General features: G+C 55.4%; 14 protein-coding genes, 1 pseudogene and 1 CRISPR repeat array. Of the genes and pseudogenes, 8 read left to right on the forward strand and 7 right to left on the reverse strand.

Going from position 1 to position 18,771, the window contains the following annotated elements; all coding sequences use genetic code 11:
* The 6 genes from Q334_RS0110055 to Q334_RS18735 all read right to left on the reverse strand — a co-directional run bounded on the left by Q334_RS0110055 (position 1) and on the right by Q334_RS18735 (position 6,853).
* Entirely contained in the window at positions 1-789 is a 789-nt protein-coding gene (locus Q334_RS0110055; RefSeq protein WP_027313096.1) for an enoyl-CoA hydratase/isomerase family protein, read from the reverse strand.
* 10 nt (positions 790-799) lie between these two features.
* The gene (locus Q334_RS0110060; RefSeq protein WP_027313097.1) at positions 800-2,407 is read right to left on the reverse strand and encodes a carboxyl transferase domain-containing protein; all 1,608 of its coding nucleotides are present in this window, start codon (positions 2,405-2,407) and stop codon (positions 800-802) included.
* 121 nt (positions 2,408-2,528) lie between these two features.
* A complete protein-coding gene (locus tag Q334_RS0110065; protein WP_027313098.1) occupies positions 2,529-3,698 on the reverse strand; it encodes an isovaleryl-CoA dehydrogenase in 1,170 nt (389 codons plus the stop codon).
* A gap of 14 nt (positions 3,699-3,712) precedes the next feature.
* A complete protein-coding gene (locus Q334_RS18725) occupies positions 3,713-4,168 on the reverse strand; it encodes a MerR family transcriptional regulator (protein WP_051527701.1) in 456 nt (151 codons plus the stop codon).
* Between the two features lie 229 nt (positions 4,169-4,397).
* On the reverse strand, positions 4,398-5,723 hold the full coding sequence (locus Q334_RS20020) for a GGDEF domain-containing protein (RefSeq protein ID WP_051527702.1): 1,326 nt from the start codon (positions 5,721-5,723) through the stop codon (positions 4,398-4,400).
* 17 nt (positions 5,724-5,740) lie between these two features.
* A complete protein-coding gene (locus Q334_RS18735; protein WP_035461306.1) occupies positions 5,741-6,853 on the reverse strand; it encodes an ABC transporter substrate-binding protein in 1,113 nt (370 codons plus the stop codon).
* Positions 6,854-7,078: 225 nt separating this feature from the next.
* Here Q334_RS18735 and Q334_RS0110085 point away from each other — a divergent pair, with 225 nt between their 5' ends.
* Positions 7,079-8,263, forward strand: a complete 1,185-nt coding sequence (locus tag Q334_RS0110085; protein ID WP_027313099.1) for an acetyl-CoA C-acyltransferase — start codon at positions 7,079-7,081, stop codon at positions 8,261-8,263.
* A gap of 45 nt (positions 8,264-8,308) precedes the next feature.
* Here the strand turns inward: Q334_RS0110085 and Q334_RS0110090 are convergent, their stop codons facing one another.
* The gene (locus Q334_RS0110090; protein WP_027313100.1) at positions 8,309-9,190 is read right to left on the reverse strand and encodes an AraC family transcriptional regulator; all 882 of its coding nucleotides are present in this window, start codon (positions 9,188-9,190) and stop codon (positions 8,309-8,311) included.
* A 153-nt stretch (positions 9,191-9,343) separates the two neighbouring features.
* On the opposite strand from Q334_RS0110090, the gene Q334_RS0110095 reads away from it, so the two are divergent.
* The 7 genes and pseudogenes from Q334_RS0110095 to Q334_RS0110125 all read left to right on the forward strand — a co-directional run bounded on the left by Q334_RS0110095 (position 9,344) and on the right by Q334_RS0110125 (position 17,716).
* Positions 9,344-10,840 carry a CoA-acylating methylmalonate-semialdehyde dehydrogenase gene (locus Q334_RS0110095; RefSeq protein WP_027313101.1) on the forward strand — a complete coding sequence of 499 codons (1,497 nt, stop codon included), beginning with the start codon at positions 9,344-9,346 and terminating at the stop codon, positions 10,838-10,840.
* An 85-nt stretch (positions 10,841-10,925) separates the two neighbouring features.
* Positions 10,926-12,083, forward strand: a complete 1,158-nt coding sequence (locus Q334_RS0110100; RefSeq protein WP_027313102.1) for an acyl-CoA dehydrogenase family protein — start codon at positions 10,926-10,928, stop codon at positions 12,081-12,083.
* Entirely contained in the window at positions 12,083-12,859 is a 777-nt protein-coding gene (locus Q334_RS0110105; RefSeq protein ID WP_027313103.1) for an enoyl-CoA hydratase, read from the forward strand. Before Q334_RS0110100 ends, Q334_RS0110105 begins: the two co-directional genes overlap by 1 nt.
* 12 nt (positions 12,860-12,871) lie before the next feature.
* Positions 12,872-13,993, forward strand: a complete 1,122-nt coding sequence (locus Q334_RS18740) for an enoyl-CoA hydratase/isomerase family protein (protein ID WP_035461308.1) — start codon at positions 12,872-12,874, stop codon at positions 13,991-13,993.
* Positions 13,994-14,054: 61 nt separating this feature from the next.
* Positions 14,055-14,942, forward strand: coding sequence for a 3-hydroxyisobutyrate dehydrogenase (gene mmsB / locus Q334_RS0110115; RefSeq protein WP_027313104.1), 888 nt, complete (start codon positions 14,055-14,057; stop codon positions 14,940-14,942).
* A gap of 66 nt (positions 14,943-15,008) precedes the next feature.
* Positions 15,009-16,910: pseudogene (locus Q334_RS0110120) on the forward strand (propionyl-CoA synthetase); the annotation flags it as partial.
* 44 nt (positions 16,911-16,954) lie between these two features.
* Positions 16,955-17,716, forward strand: coding sequence for an SDR family oxidoreductase (locus tag Q334_RS0110125; RefSeq protein ID WP_027313106.1), 762 nt, complete (start codon positions 16,955-16,957; stop codon positions 17,714-17,716).
* Between the two features lie 240 nt (positions 17,717-17,956).
* Positions 17,957-18,765: a CRISPR direct-repeat array (repeat unit 28 nt; unit sequence TTTCTGAGCTGCCTATGCGGCAGTGAAG).
* Positions 18,766-18,771 lie beyond the last annotated feature (6 nt).

Raw genomic sequence — 18,771 nt, forward strand, 5'->3', positions numbered from 1 at the left:
TTACCCCTGGCGCCAGGCTGGTAGACGTTTTTCCAGAAAGGCATTGAGTCCTTCCTGACCTTCGGCAGAGACGCGGATATCGGCAATACGGGCACTGGTATCAGCGTTCAGCTCGGTACTAAGGGGCTGGCCGCTGACGGCATAAATCAGTGCCTTGGCCGCCGTCAAGGCTGCCGGGCTGTTGTTAAGTAATTGCTGGATCATCTGCTCGCTATAGTGTGGCAGTTCTTCCAGGGCGACCAACTGATGCGCCAGGCCTAATTGCACGGCTTGGGTTGCATTGATCACTTCGGCGGTGAGGAAGTAGCGTCGTGCCTGACGTTCGCCCATCGCTTTGATTACGTAGGGTGAGATAACCGCTGGGATCAGGCCGATTTTGACCTCGCTCAGACAGAAGCTGGCATTATCCGCTGCTAAGACCAGGTCACAGCAGGCCGCCAGACCTACTGCACCACCATAGGCTGCCCCCTTGACCAGACCCAGAGTGGGTTTAGGTAGGTGGTAAAGGGTGTCCATCAGCCGTGCCAGTTCTTTGGCATCTGCCAGGTTTTGCGCGTGACTGTAACTGGCCATCCGTTTCATCCAGTTCAGGTCCGCTCCGGCACTGAAGTGGTCGCCGCTAGAGGTGAGTACCACCAACCGCACTGCTTGGTTTTCGGCGGCGGTTTCCAGCGCCAGAATCAGCTCGGCAATCAAGGCATCATCAAAGGCGTTGCGTTTTTCCGGCCGGTTAAGGGTCAGAGTCAGGACGCCGCGGGAGTCGAGTTGTTGCAGTAAAAAGTCACTCATGCTGGCCTCCTTACATGCGGAACACGCCGAAGCGGGTCTCTTCAATGGGTTTATTCAAGGCAGCGGAGAGAGCCAGGCCCAGCACTTCACGGCTTTGTGCCGGGTCGATGATGCCGTCATCCCATAGGCGGGCACTGGCATAGTAGGGATGCCCCTGACGTTCGTATTGTTCAATGATGGGGGCTTTGAACTTGGCTTCGGCATCAGCGGGCCACTTTTGTCCCATCTTCTCCATGTTGTCGCGGCGAACTTGGGCCAGTACGCCAGCGGCCTGTTCGCCTCCCATTACTGAGATACGGCTGTTGGGCCACATCCACAGGAAGTTAGGGTCAAAGGCACGGCCGCACATGCCGTAGTTACCGGCACCATAACTGCCGCCAATGATCAGAGTCAGTTTGGGTACCTTGGCGCAGGAGACCGCCGTCACCATCTTTGCTCCGTGCTTGGCAATCCCTTCGGCTTCGTATTTTTTACCCACCATAAAGCCGGTAATGTTCTGCAGGAACAGCAGCGGGATCTTGCGCTGGGCACAGAGTTCGATGAAATGGGCGCCTTTTTGCGCCGACTCACTGAACAAGATCCCATTATTGGCGACGATGCCAACTGGATAGCCATAGAGGCGGGCAAAGCCGGTGACCAGGGTGGCGCCGTAGTATTGTTTGAACTCATCAAACTCGGAGCCGTCGACGATGCGGGCAATGACTTCACGCACATCGAAGGGTTTGCGCAGGTCGGTGCCGACAATGCCGTACAGTTCGTTGGCATCATAAAGCGGCGCTTTAACCGGCTGCACATCCAGGTTCAGGGGTTTGCGTTTGTTTAGGCGGGATACGCACTGACGTGCCAGCTGCAGAGCATGTTCATCATTCTGCGCGTAATGGTCTGCGACCCCGGAGATTTTGCAGTGTACATCCGCACCCCCCAGCTCTTCGGCACTGACCACCTCACCGGTGGCAGCCCGCACCAGAGGGGGGCCAGCGAGGAAGATGGTGCCCTGATTGCGGACGATAATGGATTCGTCCGCCATGGCGGGCACATAGGCGCCGCCGGCGGTGCAGAGCCCCATGACCACGGCAATTTGTGGGATGCCCTTGGCGGACATATTCGCCTGATTAAAGAAGATGCGGCCAAAGTGCTCTTTATCGGGGAAAACTTCATCCTGCTGAGGCAGGTTGGCACCACCTGAATCTACTAAATAAATGCAGGGTAGGTGGTTTTGTTCGGCAATGGCCTGGGCGCGCAGGTGTTTTTTCACCGTCAGTGGGTAGTAGGTGCCGCCTTTGACGGTGGCATCGTTGGCAATAATCATGCACTCAACCCCACTGACGCGACCAATGCCGCAGATCAGGCCAGCAGCTGGGACGTCTTCTTCATAGACGCCATGTCCCGCCAATTGGCTGAGCTCTAAAAAGGGAGAGCCATCATCCAACAGATGGTCGATACGATCACGGGGGAGGAGCTTGCCACGTGACAGGTGGCGTTCCTGGTTGGCGTGGCCGCCACCGAGCTTGATGCGCTCGATCTGCTCATATAGATCATCAACCAGGGCCTGCATGGCCTCGGCATTGGCCAGGAATTCCTGGGCACGTGGATTGACTTTGGAAGACAGAATCGCCATCAGCAAATCCTTGGGGAGGCCAGTGCCTCCGTGGCTGAGTGATGCGCCGGGCAGGCTTGCCTGAGCGCATCAGCAGGTTATTCGATCTGCTTGGCAACCCCTTGGGGGTTGCCGATTAGCATTATTTGGACTCGTTAAACAATTCGCGACCAATCAACATCCGGCGAATTTCCGAGGTGCCTGCACCGATTTCATACAACTTGGCATCGCGCAGCAGGCGACCGGTGGGGTATTCGTTGATGTAGCCATTGCCCCCTAATAACTGGATCGCATCCAGGGCAACCTGGGTGGCTTTTTCCGCGGCGTAAAGAATGGCGCCGGCGGCATCTTTACGGGTGGTTTCACCCCGATCACAGGCTTGCGCTACGGCATACACATAGGCACGGCAAGCATTCAGCGTGCTGTACATATCGGCGATTTTTCCTTGTACCAACTGGAACTCACCAATTGACTGGCCAAATTGCTGGCGGTCGTGAATATAGGGCACGACCACATCCATACAGGCCTGCATGATGCCCAGGGGGCCAGCCGCCAGTACGGCGCGTTCGTAGTCGAGGCCACTCATCAGCACTTTAACGCCACGGTTGATTTCACCGAGCACGTTCTCAACCGGCACTTCACAGTCTTCAAACACCAGTTCGCAGGTGTTGGAGCCGCGCATGCCAAGCTTGTCGAGTTTTTGCGCACGGGAGAAACCAGGGAAGTCGCGCTCAACAATAAAGGCAGTAATGCCCTTGGAGCCTGCGTTGATGTCGGTCTTGGCATAGATCACATAGACGTGGGCATCAGGGCCGTTGGTGATCCACATCTTGTTGCCATTGAGAATAAACTTGTCACCTTTGCGCTCTGCCCGCAGCTTCATGCTGACCACATCCGAACCGGCGTTGGGCTCGCTCATGGCCAGGGCGCCGATATATTCACCGCTCACCAGCTTGGGCAGGTACTTGCGCTTTTGTTCTTCATTACCGTTTTTGTGGATTTGGTTGACACAGAGGTTGGAGTGGGCGCCGTATGACAGGCCAACGGAGGCGGAGGCACGGCTGATCTCTTCCATGGCCACCACATGGGCCAGATAACCCATATTGGCGCCACCGTACTCTTCTGCCACGGTAATGCCCAGCACACCCAGGTCACCAAACTTGCGCCAGAGTTCATTTGGAAACTGGTTGCTTTCGTCAATGGCGGCAGCGCGGGGCGCAATTTCATCCCGGGCAAAGGCGTTGACCTGCTCGCGGAGCATGTCGATGGTTTCGCCAAGGCCGAAATTCAAACTGGTGTAGGTGGAGATCATCGGTTTATCCTCGTTTATTCTTGTTCATCGGCTTCGGAGTTGGCTTGATCGGCGTAAGTGATGCCTAATTCTTCAATCACCCGCTCGCGGCCGCCAGGACTCATGGACTCCAGGCAGCGTGCACCGGCATTGCGTAGTTCGGTTTGCACAATGCGTAAATCCTGGAGCTGTTGTTCGAGATCATTAAGACGCTCATGCACCTTGAGAACCATGGCTTTGAGCTGTTTGTCATTGTTGCTGCTGGAGGCATCGTATAGATCGAAAAGCTCACGGATTTCCGCCAGGGAGAAGCCCAGACGCTTACCACGCAGGATCAGCTTGAGGCGAACACGGTCTTGCTTAGAGTAGATGCGGGTTTGGCCGCGTCTAAGAGGACTGAGCAAGCCTTGATCTTCATAAAAACGGATGCTGCGGGTGGTCACGTCGAACTCTTTAGAGAGCTCGCTGATATTCCAAGTGCTTTTGTTCATACCGATGCCCATGCTTTTTCAGGCAAAATTAAACCAAGTTTACGTAAACGTAAAGTGCTAACTGTGATGATCGCTTTGTACCTTGGTCGAAGCCTGGGGGCGACAGGCGGAAATACCAAGAGTTGACGTTTACGTTATTTTGGATTGACGCTCTAGGAAGATATGGAAGGGAAAATGGCCGCTATATAAATACGCTATCTAATGTAACCACTGCCTAGCGTCGCTAGGATTAGTGCTCGGCGGTCATCGCTAAGACAGCCTGATTCCGCCCCTGTTGTTTGGCTTGATAAAGTGCCCGATCGGCCGCCTGTTGCATGCTCTCAAAATCATTATGTTGCTCTTGGCTAGAGGCAACACCAATGCTGAGGCTGATAGGGTAAGGACCTGAGCTGAGTTGTAAGGGATGTTGATGCAGGTAGTGGCAGAGTTGTTGCGCCGCTTGTAGTGCCTGCTGAGCGTTGTTATGGCCAAGCAAGATACCAAATTCTTCTCCCCCTAAACGTCCCAGTACGTCCTCTTTACGCAGTCGCTGTTGCAGCATTTGGCTAATTTGCTGCAGAGCGCGGTCTCCTTCCGGGTGGCCATAGGTGTCGTTAATTCTTTTGAAGTAATCAATATCCAGCATCAGAAAGGCAAAGGGGTGCTGGTAACGTTGCCATTCCGCATAACGTTGTTCTGCACGCTGTAAAAAAGCACGGCGATTAAACACTCCTGTGAGTTCATCGACCGTGGCTAGCTTTTCCATCTGCCGCAGTGCCTGCTCCAGTGCCTGGGTGCGCTCTTGCACCCGCTGTTCCAGTACTTGATTGAGTTGCAGCAGGTTCTGCTGTGCTTGCTGACGTAGATGAAAGTGGTGCTGGGCTTTACGCAACAAAGACTCTGTCACCTTGGCAAGGCTTTGGATTTCATCTTGATGGGGGTACTGGGGGGCAGGTTGATGCCAGTGCTCCGGGTGCTCCGGGTCAAGGCGGTGTAACCAGCGAATATGCTGTAGCAGGGGGCGGGTGCCAGTATGAAAAAACAACGCCAATAAAGCGATTGCTAATAGCATGGCCTTGAGCAGGCTCATGACCACAAGGGTCAGAATGCGGATGCTGAGCTCTTTAGTAGCGAGATAGGGGTCGACCAGCAGACTGAGTTGGCCAATGACCTGTTCGGCTTTCATTGGTGAATAGAGGGGGATGTCTAGCCGATAAGGCTCACCGAGCAGGTAGGGCATCCACTGGGGCCACTGCTGGTAAAGCGGTAGCTCCTGCTGTTGATTCAACACTAAGCCATTGTGTGTGCTGAGGTAAGCGCTGCTGATTAAAGGGTGGCTGACCACTCCCTCTATAACGGCTTGGGCGAGAGGCTCGTTTAGCGTCCAGAGTGCTTGGCTAGCAGAGGAGCTGGCCCCAACGGTGAGGTTGTATAACTCCTTATCCTGTCGTTGACGCTGATAGTTTAAATCGAGGCTGATCTGGCCAAGCGCCATAACTACGCCAAGCAATACCGCGATTAGCAAGGTCATGCGAGTCTGGCGTAAAGCCAGATTGGAACTAAGCAGGGTGCGCATGCTAGGAGGCATCGTCTTTAACGTCGGGCAGCGGCCAACAGCTTGGGCAGGCTGAAGTCGTAATGGCTGATCTCTGGATGCAGCGCGCGGCTAAAGCGACTGAAACTAATCTTCTGCCAATCGCGCTCAGCAAAGGTGGCTAAAAAGTCGCCGACGTTGTCCTGGTCAATGGCGGTCATAGCAAAGCCTTGGTGGGGAGAGGGGGTAGCAAAGTCAGCTCCATGTAGATAGTCATAGAGTAAAACCATGCTCCACCCGCCGGCGAGAAAGTGGCCACCATGGGTAAGTGTCATTTTACCTTGCTGTACCGCTTCCAGTGCAGGGCGGGACCAGTTTAGCCCGCACACTTTGACTTGCTTGCCTGGTTGAATGTCGGCTTCTTCCAAGGCCTTGATCGCTCCCAGCGCAATATCGTCATTGGCGGCCCAAATGGCACCAAGAGGTTGTTTGTCGATCAGCCAAAGACGGGTCAGGTTGTAGGCCTGCTCGAAAGACCACTGGGCGGTTAAACGTCGTTGTTCAACTAAGTCCGGATGATGACCAATGGCATCATCCAATCCCTCTAAACGTTGTAGCGAGGCAGGGGTTAAATAGTCGCCAGCCAGGCTCAGTAAGGCGAGGGGGTGTTTGCTTTGATGGGGGGGCAGGTTTGCCAGCAGTGAGTGGGCCATCTCGTATCCCGCTCGGCGGTTATCGGGCGTGAGGCTGCCCAGCCAATGGGGAAGCTGTTGGCGTGCCTCTCCCACCATCTGGATTTGTTCCGCAGTTAAATTATTCAGGAGTAGAAAGGTTTTAATGCCACGTTGATTGGCGGCGGCGACCAGTTCGGCAGCCTGCTGATGCTCATTGACTAAAATTAGAATGTCCGGTGGTTCATTCGCTTGAATGACGCGGTTGGCATGTTCCAGCATGGTGGGCCATTCGCGGTTGCTAGAATGAATGGTCAAAGCAAAGCCTAGTTGTTCGGCCGCGGCTTGCATGGTGTCGCTCACATCTTTCCAGAAGCCCTTCTCACGATGGCCGGGGTTGATAAAGGTGATGCGGGTGTCAGCAGGGTGGTGGGCGAAACCGAGCAGGGGCCAGCATAGCAACAGGCTGAGTAAAAAACGAAGTAAGTGGGAGTTCAACATCTTTTCGCCAGTACAACTTGCTAAGCGGGTTCAGGCTATATCTGCAGTTTGAGTCAGCCAGGAACAAGCTTGCCAGGGTAAAGCAGTTTGTGCTGTAAAGAAGTGTGAAAGTCGTGTCATCCCTTAGTCGTAGGGCTGTTCTGATCGGGTTCGCAAGGGTAAAGTTGACGTTTGCGTAAAGGTTATTTTGTGCTAATTTGGCGCCATTGATACGGAGGAAATCCTATGACGACTGAATCTGTTGTTATTTTGGCAGGCGCCCGTACTCCTATGGGTGGTTTTCAAGGCAGCCTGAGTAGCCTGACGACCCCGCAACTGGGCAGTGTGGCCATTGCTGCTGCATTGCAGCGTGCGGGTGTGCAAGGACAGCAAGTAGACGAAGTGATCATGGGCTGCGTATTGCCGGCCGGCCTTGGCCAGGCACCTGCACGTCAGGCTTCCCGCGCGGCGGGTATTCCGGATGCGGTAGGCTGCACCACCATTAATAAAATGTGTGGTTCCGGCATGAAGGCGGTGATGATGGCCGCTGATCAAATTAAAGCCGGTGAGGCGACCCTGATGGTAGCAGGGGGAATGGAGTCGATGAGCAATGCACCCTACCTGCTGCCCAAGGCGCGGGCGGGGATGCGCATGGGACATCAGCAAGTGATTGATTCCATGTTCTTTGATGGCCTGGAAGACGCCTATGAAGGCGGATTGATGGGGGTATTTGCCCAGCAAACCGCGGATAAATTTGGCTTCACTCGCGAGCAGATGGATGATTTTGCCATCGAATCCCTCACCCGTGCCCAGCAAGCGATTAAAACGGGCGTGCTCAAAGCAGAGATTGTGCCGGTGAGCATCAATACCCGTCAGGGTGAAGTGCAGGTAGAGGAGGATGAGCAGCCTCTTAAGGCCAATCTGGAAAAAATCCGTACCCTTAAGCCTGCTTTTGCCAAAGATGGCAGTGTTACGGCGGCCAACTCCAGTTCGATTTCCGATGGTGCCTCTGCATTGGTGCTGATGAGTGAGTCAGCAGCAAAGGCGCAAGGTTTGAGTGCGCAGGCTCGTATTGTTGGGCATAGCACCCATGCTCAGTTACCCGCAGAGTTCACCCTGGCACCGATTGGTGCGATCGAAAAGCTGCTGAAAAAAATAGGCTGGAGTAAGGAAGAGGTTGATCTGTTTGAAATCAACGAAGCCTTTGCCGTCGTCACCATGGTAGCGGTACGTGAGCTGGGGCTGGATCCGGCCAAGGTCAATATTTATGGCGGTGCCTGTGCCCAGGGCCATCCCATAGGCTCAACCGGTTCACGCATTCTGGTTACCCTGATCAATGCCTTACGCCAGCAGGGTAAAAAGCGCGGTGTAGCGGCGCTTTGTATTGGCGGCGGGGAAGCTACCGCTGTTGCTATTGAGTTGGTTGATTAATGAGCAGTTCTGGCAATTTTGTCTAGGAGGTGCGCCTCCTAGACCCTAGCCATGGGTTAGTTTGCGATAGGCGCTGGGGGCCATGCCCATCACCTTCTTAAATAAGCGGGAAAAGTAATAGGCATCTTCGTACCCCAGCGCCTGACTGATTTCATTGATGGGGTGTTGGCTGATATCCATCAGGTAACAGGCTCGCTCAATCTTCAAATGAATAAAGTGTTTGATGGGAGTGGTGCCGGTCAATTCGCGGTACTTCTTCAAAAAGTGAAATTTAGATAGCCCCACGCTGGCTGCCAGGGTGTCGAGATCTAGCTGTTCATGCACCTTCTCCAGCATTAAAGCGTGCACCTGGGCCAGATCCAGGCTGGGCTGTTCCGCCAGGCGCAGCTGATGTTGCAGTAACGCGATATAACTCAGCATCTGCTTAAGCAGATTGGAGGCGTGGATAAAGGCCAAGCGGTGGAAGCCGGTTTGTCGCACTTGCAGCAGGGTATCGAAATCCTGGATTAGTTTGGGGTGCAGCCCCAGGCGCAGCAGGTAGTGATCACCACTAAAGCCCATCTGCTCAAGAAAGAGCGGGCTCATATGGCCATCAAAGTGAGTCCAGTAAATGCTCCAGGGTTGTTGTTGGCAGGCCTGATAGCTGTGGCGCACCCCCTTGGGGAGCAGGACCAGATCCCCCGCCTGAATGCGTCGGCGCTGGCCGCCTAATTCCAGCCAGCCGGCACCCTGGGTGCAGTAGATCAGCAGGTAGTCATCGTGACGCTGGCGCTGCATCTGATGCCCCTGGGCCTGTTGATAGTGGCCTAGGCTCAATGGATAGAGCCCTCGGGTGAGGGGATCACTACTCAGGGTGTCCACCAAGGGCGCGGGCAAGACCACCCGTACCGAGTGAGGGGGAAGGGGCCAGTCTGAGGGTCTGCTCATGACTTATACCTTAGGCTAAATGGCTGGCGGAAATGACAATATAGTCCATCATTAAGGCAATTTGATCAATCCAAGCCGAGCCTCGGGCATGCTTTAATCGGCTCAAGAGGTCAGCGAAAGGCTGGCACCGAACAACAACAAATAGGTGAAGTTATGACTCAGCAAGTGCCTTTATTTATCAATGGCGAATTCTGCCAGAGCCGTTCTGAGCAATGGATTCCTGTGACTGACCCCGCCACCCAGGACGTGATCTGCGAAGTGCCCTGCGCCACCGCCGATGAAATGGAAGCGGCGATTGCTAGCGCCAAAGAAGCTTTCAAAACTTGGAAGGAAGTGCCTGTATCTGAGCGTGCCCGCTTAATGATGCGCTACCAGGCCTTGCTGAAAGAGCATCAGGAAGAGATTGCTGAGATCCTGGCCAAAGAGACGGGTAAAACCTTTGAAGATGCCAAAGGCGATGTCTGGCGCGGGATTGAAGTCGTCGAACAGGCGGCCAACGTTCCCTCTTTGATGATGGGTGAAACCGTTGAAAACGTGGCCCGTGCCATCGACACCTATTCCTATATTCAGCCGCTGGGGGTATGCGTAGGGATCACCCCCTTTAACTTCCCGGCGATGATTCCGCTGTGGATGTTCCCGATGGCGATTGCCTGCGGTAACACCTTTATTCTCAAACCCTCCGAGCAGGACCCCCTGACCCCCACCCGTTTGGCTGAGCTGTTTGTTGAGGCCGGTGCGCCCAAGGGCGTGTTGCAGGTAGTGCACGGTGGCAAGGATCAGGTTAACACCCTGTTGACTCACCCTGAAATCAAAGCCATTTCCTTTGTTGGCTCAGTAGCAGTAGGTCAGCACGTCTATAAGACCGGTACCGATCACATGAAGCGGGTGCAGTCCTTCGCGGGTGCGAAGAACCACATGGTGATCATGCCTGATGCCAACAAGCAGCAAGTCATCAATAACCTGGTGGGCGCTTCCGTTGGTGCGGCAGGTCAGCGTTGCATGGCGATTTCCGTGGCGGTCTTTGTCGGCGCTGCGAAAGAGTGGATTCCTGAACTGAAAGAAGCCATGGCCGGTGTACGTCCTGGCGCCTGGAATGATGCCTCCGCCGGTTATGGCCCGCAGATTAGCCCCCAGGCCAAGGCGCGTATTCTCAGCCTGATTGAACAGGGCAAACAGGAAGGCGCCGAGTGCCTGCTGGATGGCTCTAACTGCCAGGTAGAAGGTTACCCGAACGGTAACTGGGTAGGCCCCACCCTGTTCACCAAGGTCAAGCCTGAGATGACCATTTACAAAGAAGAAATCTTTGGCCCGGTTTTGTCCTGTGTTGAGGCGGATTCGTTGGAAGAAGCCATTGGCTTAATCAATGCCAGCCCCTATGGCAACGGCACCTCCATCTTCACTGCCAGCGGTGCTGCGGCGCGTAAATTCCAGCATGAGATCGAAGTCGGTCAGGTGGGCATCAACATTCCTATCCCTGTGCCCCTGCCTTTCTTCTCCTTCACCGGTTGGAAGGGCTCCTTCTACGGCGATCAGCATGCTTATGGCAAGCAAGCGGTACGTTTCTATACCGAAACCAAAACCATTACCGCCCGTTGGTTTGACTCTGACATCCCCGCGGGTGGCGTCAATATGACTATCAACCTGCGTTAACCCGCAGTCAGGAAAAGGTGCCCAGGGATGGGCGTGAGCTCGCAGCATAAGCGGGTACAACATAAAAAATCAGTCGAGAAGCGCTATGGACTTTAACTTAACCGATGACCAGCAAGCCTTTGTGGACGCGGCCAGACAGTTCGCAATGGCGGAAATGGCTCCTCACGCTGCCGAGTGGGATCTGCAACAAACCTTTCCGGTTGAGGTGATACGTCAGGCAGGCGAAATGGGCTTTTGTGGCCTCTACACCCCTGAAGCTTACGGCGGCATGGGCTTGTCACGCTTGGATGCCAGCCTGGTATTCGAACAGTTAGCCATGGGCTGCACCTCGACCACGGCCTATATCACCATTCACAACATGGTCACCTGGATGATCGCCAGCTTTGCCAAGCCTGAGGTGGCAGAAGAGTGGGTACCTGAGCTGGCGGTGGGGCAAAAACTGGGCTCCTATTGCCTGACTGAGCCTGGGGCTGGCTCTGATGCTGCCTCCTTGCGTACCAGCGCCCGTAAAGAGGGTGATGACTATGTGCTTAATGGTTCCAAGATGTTTATCTCCGGTGCCGGCTCGACCGATGTCTTGGTGGTGATGGCGCGCACCGGCGGCGAAGGCCCCAAGGGGATCTCTGCCTTCCTGGTGCCGGCCAATCTGCCCGGCATCATCTATGGTCGTAAAGAAGACAAAATGGGCTGGAACAGTCAGCCAACGCGCTTAATTACCTTTGAAGAGGTGCGCGTGCCTGCCCAATACCTGCTCGGTAGTGAAGGGGAAGGCTTTAAGTTCGCCATGAAAGGGCTGGATGGGGGGCGCATCAACATCGCCACCTGTTCCGTCGGTACCGCCCAGCAAGCGATTAATGAGGCCGTGCAGTATATGCACGAGCGTAAACAGTTTGGTAAGGAGCTGGGGCAATTCCAGGCCTTGCAATTCAAAATCGCCGACATGGCGACTGAACTGGTCGCCGCACGGCAAATGGTGCGCCTGGCCGCCTTCAAGTTGGATGAAGGCCATAGCGACGCCACCACCTACTGCGCCATGGCCAAGCGTTTTGCCACGGATGTGGGCTTTAATGTTTGTAATGAAGCCCTGCAAATCTTTGGTGGCTACGGCTACATCAAGGAGTACCCGATGGAGCGTCACGTACGGGATAACCGGGTACATCAAATCCTGGAAGGCACCAACGAAATCATGCGGGTGATCATCGCCCGGCGCGTATTAATGGAAGGGGCAGCGGAGTTAGTCTGATGAGCGATAAACTGATTGTTGAAAAGCGCGGCCATGTGGCCCTGATCACTATGAATAACCCTCCGGCCAACACCTGGACCCAGGAAGGCCTGCAGGCACTCATCACGACCGTGACCGAGCTTAACCAGGACGACTCCATCTATGCCCTGGTATTGGTCAGTGACAGTGACAAGTTTTTCAGTGCCGGTGCGGACCTCAACCTCTTTGCCGATGGCAATAAAGAGCGGGCCTACACCATGGCACGCCTGTTTGGTGAAGCCTTTGAAACCCTGAGCGGCTTCCGTGGTGTTTCCATTGCGGCGATTAACGGCTGGTCAATGGGTGGCGGTTTGGAAGTGGCCCTGGCCTGTGATATTCGCATTGCCGAAGAAAAAGCCACCATGGCTCTGCCGGAGGCCAGTGTTGGCCTGTTGCCCTGCGCGGGTGGCACCCAGAACCTGACCCGCCTGGTCGGCGAAGGTTGGGCCAAGCGCATGATTCTCTGTGGCGAGCGGGTGAATGCCGGTAAAGCACTGGAAATTGGTCTGGTTGAAGAAGTGGTGGCCAATGGTCAGTCCCGTGAGGTAGCCCTGGCCCTGGCGGAGAAAGTTGGCGCCCAAAGTCCTAAAGCGGTGGCGGCCTGTAAGGTACTGGTTCAGCACACTCGCCAGGGTAGCCACAATGAGGCATTGCGGATGGAGCGTGAGCTCTTCCTTGACCTGTTCGATACCGAAGACCAGCAAGAAGGGGTCAATGCCTTCCTGCAGAAGCGTAAGCCCGAGTGGAAAAACCGCTAAGGAGAGCCAGCGATGAGCGATAGCCCAGTCGTCTTTACCGAAGTGCCTCTGCAGGGGGGGTATGCCCTAGGGGTAGCGCGCCTGAATGCAGAAAAATCACTGAATGCCTTGAGCTTGGAGATGATCGAACTGCTGGCGGAGCAACTGCCCAAGTGGCAGGACGATCCACGAATTGCCGCCGTGTGGCTGGAAGGCACCGGGGAGAAAGCCTTCTGTGCCGGTGGCAATATCGTGCGCCTCTATGAGTCGATGCAAGAGCACGGTGAGCAGGCTAATCCCTATGCCGAGCGCTTCTTTACCCAGGAATATCAGGTCGATTACCTGATTCATACCTATCGCAAACCTTTGATTTGCTGGGGCCATGGCATTGTCATGGGGGGCGGACTGGGCTTGATGGCCGGGGCGAATTTCCGTGTGGTCACGGAAAAGTCCCGCATTGCCATGCCGGAAATCAGCATCGGTCTTTACCCCGACGTGGGGGGGACCTGGTTCCTGAACCGTATGCCCGGACGCACGGGCCTGTTTATGGGGCTGACCTCCTGCTCCATTAATGCCAGCGATGCGCTGTTTTTAGGCTTGGCGGATCGTTTTATCGCCCAGGAGCATAAAGCCGCCGTGCTGGCAGCCCTGGCCGATGCCAAATGGCAGGGCGAGACCAATGCGGATCAGCACCAGGTTAATACGGTGCTGCGCCAGTTTGAGCAGCAAAGCCAGGCGCTGTTGCCTGCCTCACCTGTGCGTGAGCATTACGATCTGATTAATCAGCTGATGGACCACGTTGAGGTAGCGGATATTCGCCGGGGTCTGGATCAACTGCAAACGGATGATCCCTGGCTGCAAAAAGCCATCAAGGGTGCCCAGCATGGTAGCCCCAGCTCAGCGGTATTGATCAAAGCGCAGCTTGAGCGGGGTCGTCATTGGTCATTGAAGGAAACCTTCCAGCAGGAGCTGGCCCTGTCGGTCAACTGCTGTGGCAAGGGCGAGTTCCGCGAAGGCGTGCGTGCCCTGCTGATTGAAAAAGACAACCAGCCTAAATGGCGTTTTGCCACCGTGGCAGAGGTCGATCCGGCCTTTATCGCCAGCTACTTCGTTAGCCCCTGGCAAGCAGACAATCACCCCCTGGCCCAGCTATAAGGCGCAGGGACCTCGTCGGCTAACCGACGGATGAACAGAATAAGTACAAAGGAGTTTCATCATGGCAAAAGTAGGTTTTATCGGACTGGGTAATATGGGTGGCCCAATGGCGGTCAACCTGGTCAAGGCCGGGCATGAGGTGCGGGTATTTGACCTCTCCGCCGATGCCATGGCCAAAGTGGTGGAAGTCGGTGGCCAGGCGGCGGGTTCGGCAGAGTCTGCTGTCGTGGGGGCAGAGGTGGTGGTGTCCATGCTGCCTGCCGGTGTGCATGTGGAAGGGCTATTTGTTAGCCGCGACAAGCTGTTTAGCAAGATGACCCCCGGCACCCTGGTGATCGATTCCAGCACCATTGATGCGGCCACCGCGCAACAGGTTGCGGCCAAAGCGACCGAATTCGGGGTGACCTTTATTGATGCCCCTGTTTCCGGTGGCACCGCAGGGGCCGCCGCTGGCACCCTGACCTTTATTGTTGGCGGCCCGGAAGAGGCCTTCAACCGCGCCAAGCCGCTGCTGGAATGCATGGGGAAGAATATTTTCCATGCCGGTGATGTTGGGGCAGGGCAGATTGCCAAAGTATGTAACAACATGATGCTTGGTATCCTGATGGCCGGTACGGCAGAAGCGCTGAACCTGGGCATCAAAAATGGTCTTGATCCCAAAGTGCTGTCGGACATCATGCTGAAAAGCTCTGGCCGTAACTGGGCGCTGGAACTGTACAACCCCGTTCCTGGGGTGATGGAAAATGTGCCCGCCAGCCGTGACTACCAGGGTGGCTTTATGGTCGATCTGATGGTGAAAGACCTGGGGCTGGCGCTGGAAACCAGCATCAAGAGCCAGTCCAGCACGCCGATGGGTTCACTGGCGCGTAATCTCTTTAGTCTGCATGCCAAGCAGGGGCAGGGTAAGTTGGACTTCTCCAGCATTTACCAGTTCTTCAAGCAGTCTTAAGCCCTAATCTGTGAAGACACCAGGGCCGGCTATTGCTGGCCCTGACCCCATAACAATAACAAGGTCAAAACGATGAACTACCAAAGCCTCTATCAAGCCTCGGTGGATAACCCCGAAGCCTTCTGGGCCGAGCAGGCCGGATTGATCAAATGGTTTACCCCGCCTAGCCAGATTTTACGGCAGGAAAGTAATGGCAGCCATCGCTGGTATGAGGATGGTGAACTGAACACCTGCTACCTGGCGCTGGATTACCAAATCGAACAAGGACGCGGCGAACAGGTCGCCCTCTATTACGATTCTCCGGTTACCGGTGCAAAAGAAGCCATCAGCTATAACCAGCTGTTGGCGCGGGTGCAGCGTTTTGCTGCCGCTCTGCAAAGCCAGGGGATTGAGAAGGGAGATCGGGTCGTCATTTACATGCCCATGGTGCCAGAGGCCGCCGTGGCGATGTTGGCTTGTGCCCGCTTAGGTGCGATTCACTCCGTGGTGTTTGGTGGTTTTGCCCCGAATGAACTGGCGATACGCATTAACGATGCCAGCCCCAAACTGGTGTTGACCGCCTCCTGCGGGATTGAATTCACAAAAGTTATTGAATACAAACCCCTGGTGGATGAGGCCATCGAACTGGCCCAACACAAACCACAAAAGGTGATCGTGCTACAGCGGCCACAGGTTAAGGCCAGCTTACAAGCGGGCCGTGACCTGGACTGGTACCAGTGCCAGCAAGGGCTGGAAACCGCCAAGGTGACTCCTGTGCCGGTACGCGCCAATGATCCTCTGTATATTCTCTATACCTCCGGCACCACTGGCCTGCCCAAGGGCGTGGTGCGGGACAACGGTGGCCATGCGGTGGCACTGCGCTTTGCTCTGCAGAATATCTACGGCATGCAGCCTGGGGATGTATGGTGGGGGGCCTCCGACATTGGCTGGGTCGTGGGGCACTCCTTTATTGTGTATGGCCCTTTGATGGGCGGTTGCTCCGCTATCTTCTTTGAAGGCAAACCGGTACGCACACCGGATGCCGGCACCTTCTGGCGGGTGATCAGTGAATACAAGGTAAACGGTATGTTTGCCGCCCCCACCGCCTTCCGTGCCATTCGCAAAGAGGATCCGGAAGGGGAACTGCTCAAACAATATGACACCTCCAGCCTGCGCTTTATGTTTGTGGCAGGGGAGAAACTCGATTCTTCCACCTATCAATGGTTATCCGAGCGCCTGCAGGTGCCGGTGGTGGACCATTGGTGGCAAACCGAAACCGGTTGGCCCGTTACCGCACCGCTGATGGGGGTTGATCCCATGCCTGCTCGTTTGGGCTCCACCTGCGTGCCGGTGCCCGGCTTTGATGTACAGGTGCTGGATAGTCAGGGCAATCGCCTGGGGGCTGACGAGGCAGGCTACATTGTCGTCAAGCTGCCCCTGCCCCCAGGGGTGACCCAGACCGTCTGGAATAATCCCCAGCGCTACGTTGACTCCTACCTCAGCCGTTTTAATGGTTACTACCATACCGGTGATGGTGGCTATAAAGATGCCGATGGCTATGTCTATATCACCGGGCGAACCGATGATGTGATTAACGTATCGGGCCATCGTCTTTCCACCGGGGAAATGGAAGAGTGTGTCTCTGCCCATCCTGCCGTGGCAGAGTGCGCGGTGATTGCCGTGGCGGACGAGCTGAAAGGGCATGTGCCGGTGGGGCTGGTGGTACTCAAAGCCGATGCTGAGATTGACGAGGCTGCGCTGCAAGCGGAGCTGGTGGCCAAGGTGCGCAAAGATATCGGCGCGCTGGCCTGCTTCCAGAAGGCGATCGTGGTGCCCCGCTTACCCAAGACACGCTCCGGCAAGATTTTGCGGGCGATCCTGCGCAAAATAGCCGATGCGGAGCCCTACTCCACGCCCTCAACCATTGATGATGAAAGCATTCTGCCGGAAATTACCGAGCTCATGGCCCAAGGCGGAGTGCGTCGATAATACCCGTGCGCCCTTCAGCGGGCGCTTGAATAATGGAAACTGCTATGCAAATCAAAGACTCTGTATTCGCGATTACCGGTGGTGCCCAAGGCCTGGGCCGTGCCATGGCCATGCGCTTTGCCCGTCAAGGCGGCCATGTCGCCCTGATCGACCTCAACCCCGAGCGTCTGCAGGCTACCGTTGCGGAATGTGAAGCTCTGGGTGTGCAAGCGCGTGCCTATGTGTGCAACATCAGCGAAGAAGCTCAGGTCGAACAGACCTTTGCCCAGATCAAGTCCGACTTTGGCCAGCTCAACGGGCTGATCAATAACGCCGGTTTAATGCGTGACGGCATGCTGATCAAAGTCAAAGACGGTCAGTTGTTGGACAAAATGTCCTATGAGCAGTTTACCAGCGTGATCAACGTCAACCTGGTGGGGAGCTTCCTCTGTGGTCGTGAAGCCGCTGCCATCATGGCCACCCAGGGTAAGGGTGGGGTGATTATCAATATTTCCTCCGTCTCCCGCGCGGGCAACATGGGGCAGAGCAACTACTCCGCCTCCAAAGCGGCGGTTGCCACCATGGTAGTGACCTGGGCACGGGAACTGGCCCGTCACGGCATCCGCGTAGCTGGCATCGCCCCTGGGGTGATTGCCACCGACATGACCGCACAGATGAAACCCGAAGCCATCGAACGGATGAAGCAAGCCATTCCCGCTGGCCGTTTGGGCGACCAGGATGAACTGGCCCATAGCGCCCAATACATTATTGAGAATGACTACTTCACTGGCCGGATAATTGAAATGGACGGTGGCCTACGGGTCTAACCTTGCGGGCGGCTTGCCGCCTAACTGAACCTTGGCAGGGTGACCCCTGCCTGGGTGGTGAGGATGCTAGCCATCCTGACCTTCCTCCTTGCTTACCTGCCAGGACGGCGGCGTAAGGCTCCAAGCTACCGGGGGTGACCCCGGTTTTTTTGTGCCCTGAAAAAGGCGAGTCAAAGCGGGATGACTGATTGCATAAGTGGCAGTGAAGCTGGCGATTACCGTATTCATCGCCGTGGTGCTTTTCTGAGCTGCCTATGCGGCAGTGAAGGTCCAGGTTCATTAGAAAGTATCGTTCCCATTTTTCTGAGCTGCCTATGCGGCAGTGAAGAGAACGAACCTGAGCGGCCAGAGGGTCGGCCGTTTCTGAGCTGCCTATGCGGCAGTGAAGCAGTGAATTGACCAGGCCGATCAGTTTTTGCATTTCTGAGCTGCCTATGCGGCAGTGAAGACATGGCCATTCGTGAAGCCATTCCGGTGTAATTTCTGAGCTGCCTATGCGGCAGTGAAGTTGCCGGAGAAACTGGAACCGTTTTCTTCAGCTTTCTGAGCTGCCTATGCGGCAGTGAAGGCAATCAGGCTAGCGCCACTGTTGACGTTTCTTTTCTGAGCTGCCTATGCGGCAGTGAAGGGTTCCGTTTTCGCGCTTCATAGTTTCACCTTTTTCTGAGCTGCCTATGCGGCAGTGAAGATGCGGGAAGTGGAACGCATGTATTACGACGATTTCTGAGCTGCCTATGCGGCAGTGAAGCCCTGTTTCTGTGATTGAGGAATACGACTCATTTTCTGAGCTGCCTATGCGGCAGTGAAGTGCACTGGTTCTAATTTCTCGGCCAGCGTGCGTTTCTGAGCTGCCTATGCGGCAGTGAAGACCACCCCACCGAAGCTGAACTTTACCCGGCTTTTCTGAGCTGCCTATGCGGCAGTGAAGCCCGATGCCCGATACTGGTCACATCAGAACGATTTCTGAGCTGCCTATGCGGCAGTGAAGATGACTGACGAAGAGGTCATTGCTCATTTTGAGTTTCTGAGCTGCCTATGCGGCAGTGAAGGCGGAT

The sequence above is a fragment of the Balneatrix alpica DSM 16621 genome, from assembly GCF_000619885.1.
GTDB classification, from domain to species: Bacteria; Pseudomonadota; Gammaproteobacteria; order Pseudomonadales; family Balneatricaceae; genus Balneatrix; species Balneatrix alpica.

What these genes read in the sequence shown, in the direction of transcription:
- Q334_RS0110055 (WP_027313096.1), bottom strand. Translation starts at nt 789, where the DNA reads ATGAGTGACTTTTTACTGCAACAACTCGACTCCCGCGGCGTCCTGACT.
- Q334_RS20020 (WP_051527702.1), bottom strand. Translation starts at nt 5,723, where the DNA reads ATGCGCACCCTGCTTAGTTCCAATCTGGCTTTACGCCAGACTCGCATG.
- Q334_RS0110060 (WP_027313097.1), bottom strand. Translation starts at nt 2,407, where the DNA reads ATGGCGATTCTGTCTTCCAAAGTCAATCCACGTGCCCAGGAATTCCTG.
- Q334_RS0110125 (WP_027313106.1), top strand. Translation starts at nt 16,955, where the DNA reads ATGCAAATCAAAGACTCTGTATTCGCGATTACCGGTGGTGCCCAAGGC.
- Q334_RS18740 (WP_035461308.1), top strand. Translation starts at nt 12,872, where the DNA reads ATGAGCGATAGCCCAGTCGTCTTTACCGAAGTGCCTCTGCAGGGGGGG.
- mmsB (WP_027313104.1), top strand. Translation starts at nt 14,055, where the DNA reads ATGGCAAAAGTAGGTTTTATCGGACTGGGTAATATGGGTGGCCCAATG.
- Q334_RS0110085 (WP_027313099.1), top strand. Translation starts at nt 7,079, where the DNA reads ATGACGACTGAATCTGTTGTTATTTTGGCAGGCGCCCGTACTCCTATG.
- Q334_RS0110100 (WP_027313102.1), top strand. Translation starts at nt 10,926, where the DNA reads ATGGACTTTAACTTAACCGATGACCAGCAAGCCTTTGTGGACGCGGCC.
- Q334_RS0110090 (WP_027313100.1), bottom strand. Translation starts at nt 9,190, where the DNA reads ATGAGCAGACCCTCAGACTGGCCCCTTCCCCCTCACTCGGTACGGGTG.
- Q334_RS0110105 (WP_027313103.1), top strand. Translation starts at nt 12,083, where the DNA reads ATGAGCGATAAACTGATTGTTGAAAAGCGCGGCCATGTGGCCCTGATC.
- Q334_RS0110095 (WP_027313101.1), top strand. Translation starts at nt 9,344, where the DNA reads ATGACTCAGCAAGTGCCTTTATTTATCAATGGCGAATTCTGCCAGAGC.
- Q334_RS18735 (WP_035461306.1), bottom strand. Translation starts at nt 6,853, where the DNA reads ATGTTGAACTCCCACTTACTTCGTTTTTTACTCAGCCTGTTGCTATGC.
- Q334_RS0110065 (WP_027313098.1), bottom strand. Translation starts at nt 3,698, where the DNA reads ATGATCTCCACCTACACCAGTTTGAATTTCGGCCTTGGCGAAACCATC.
- Q334_RS18725 (WP_051527701.1), bottom strand. Translation starts at nt 4,168, where the DNA reads ATGAACAAAAGCACTTGGAATATCAGCGAGCTCTCTAAAGAGTTCGAC.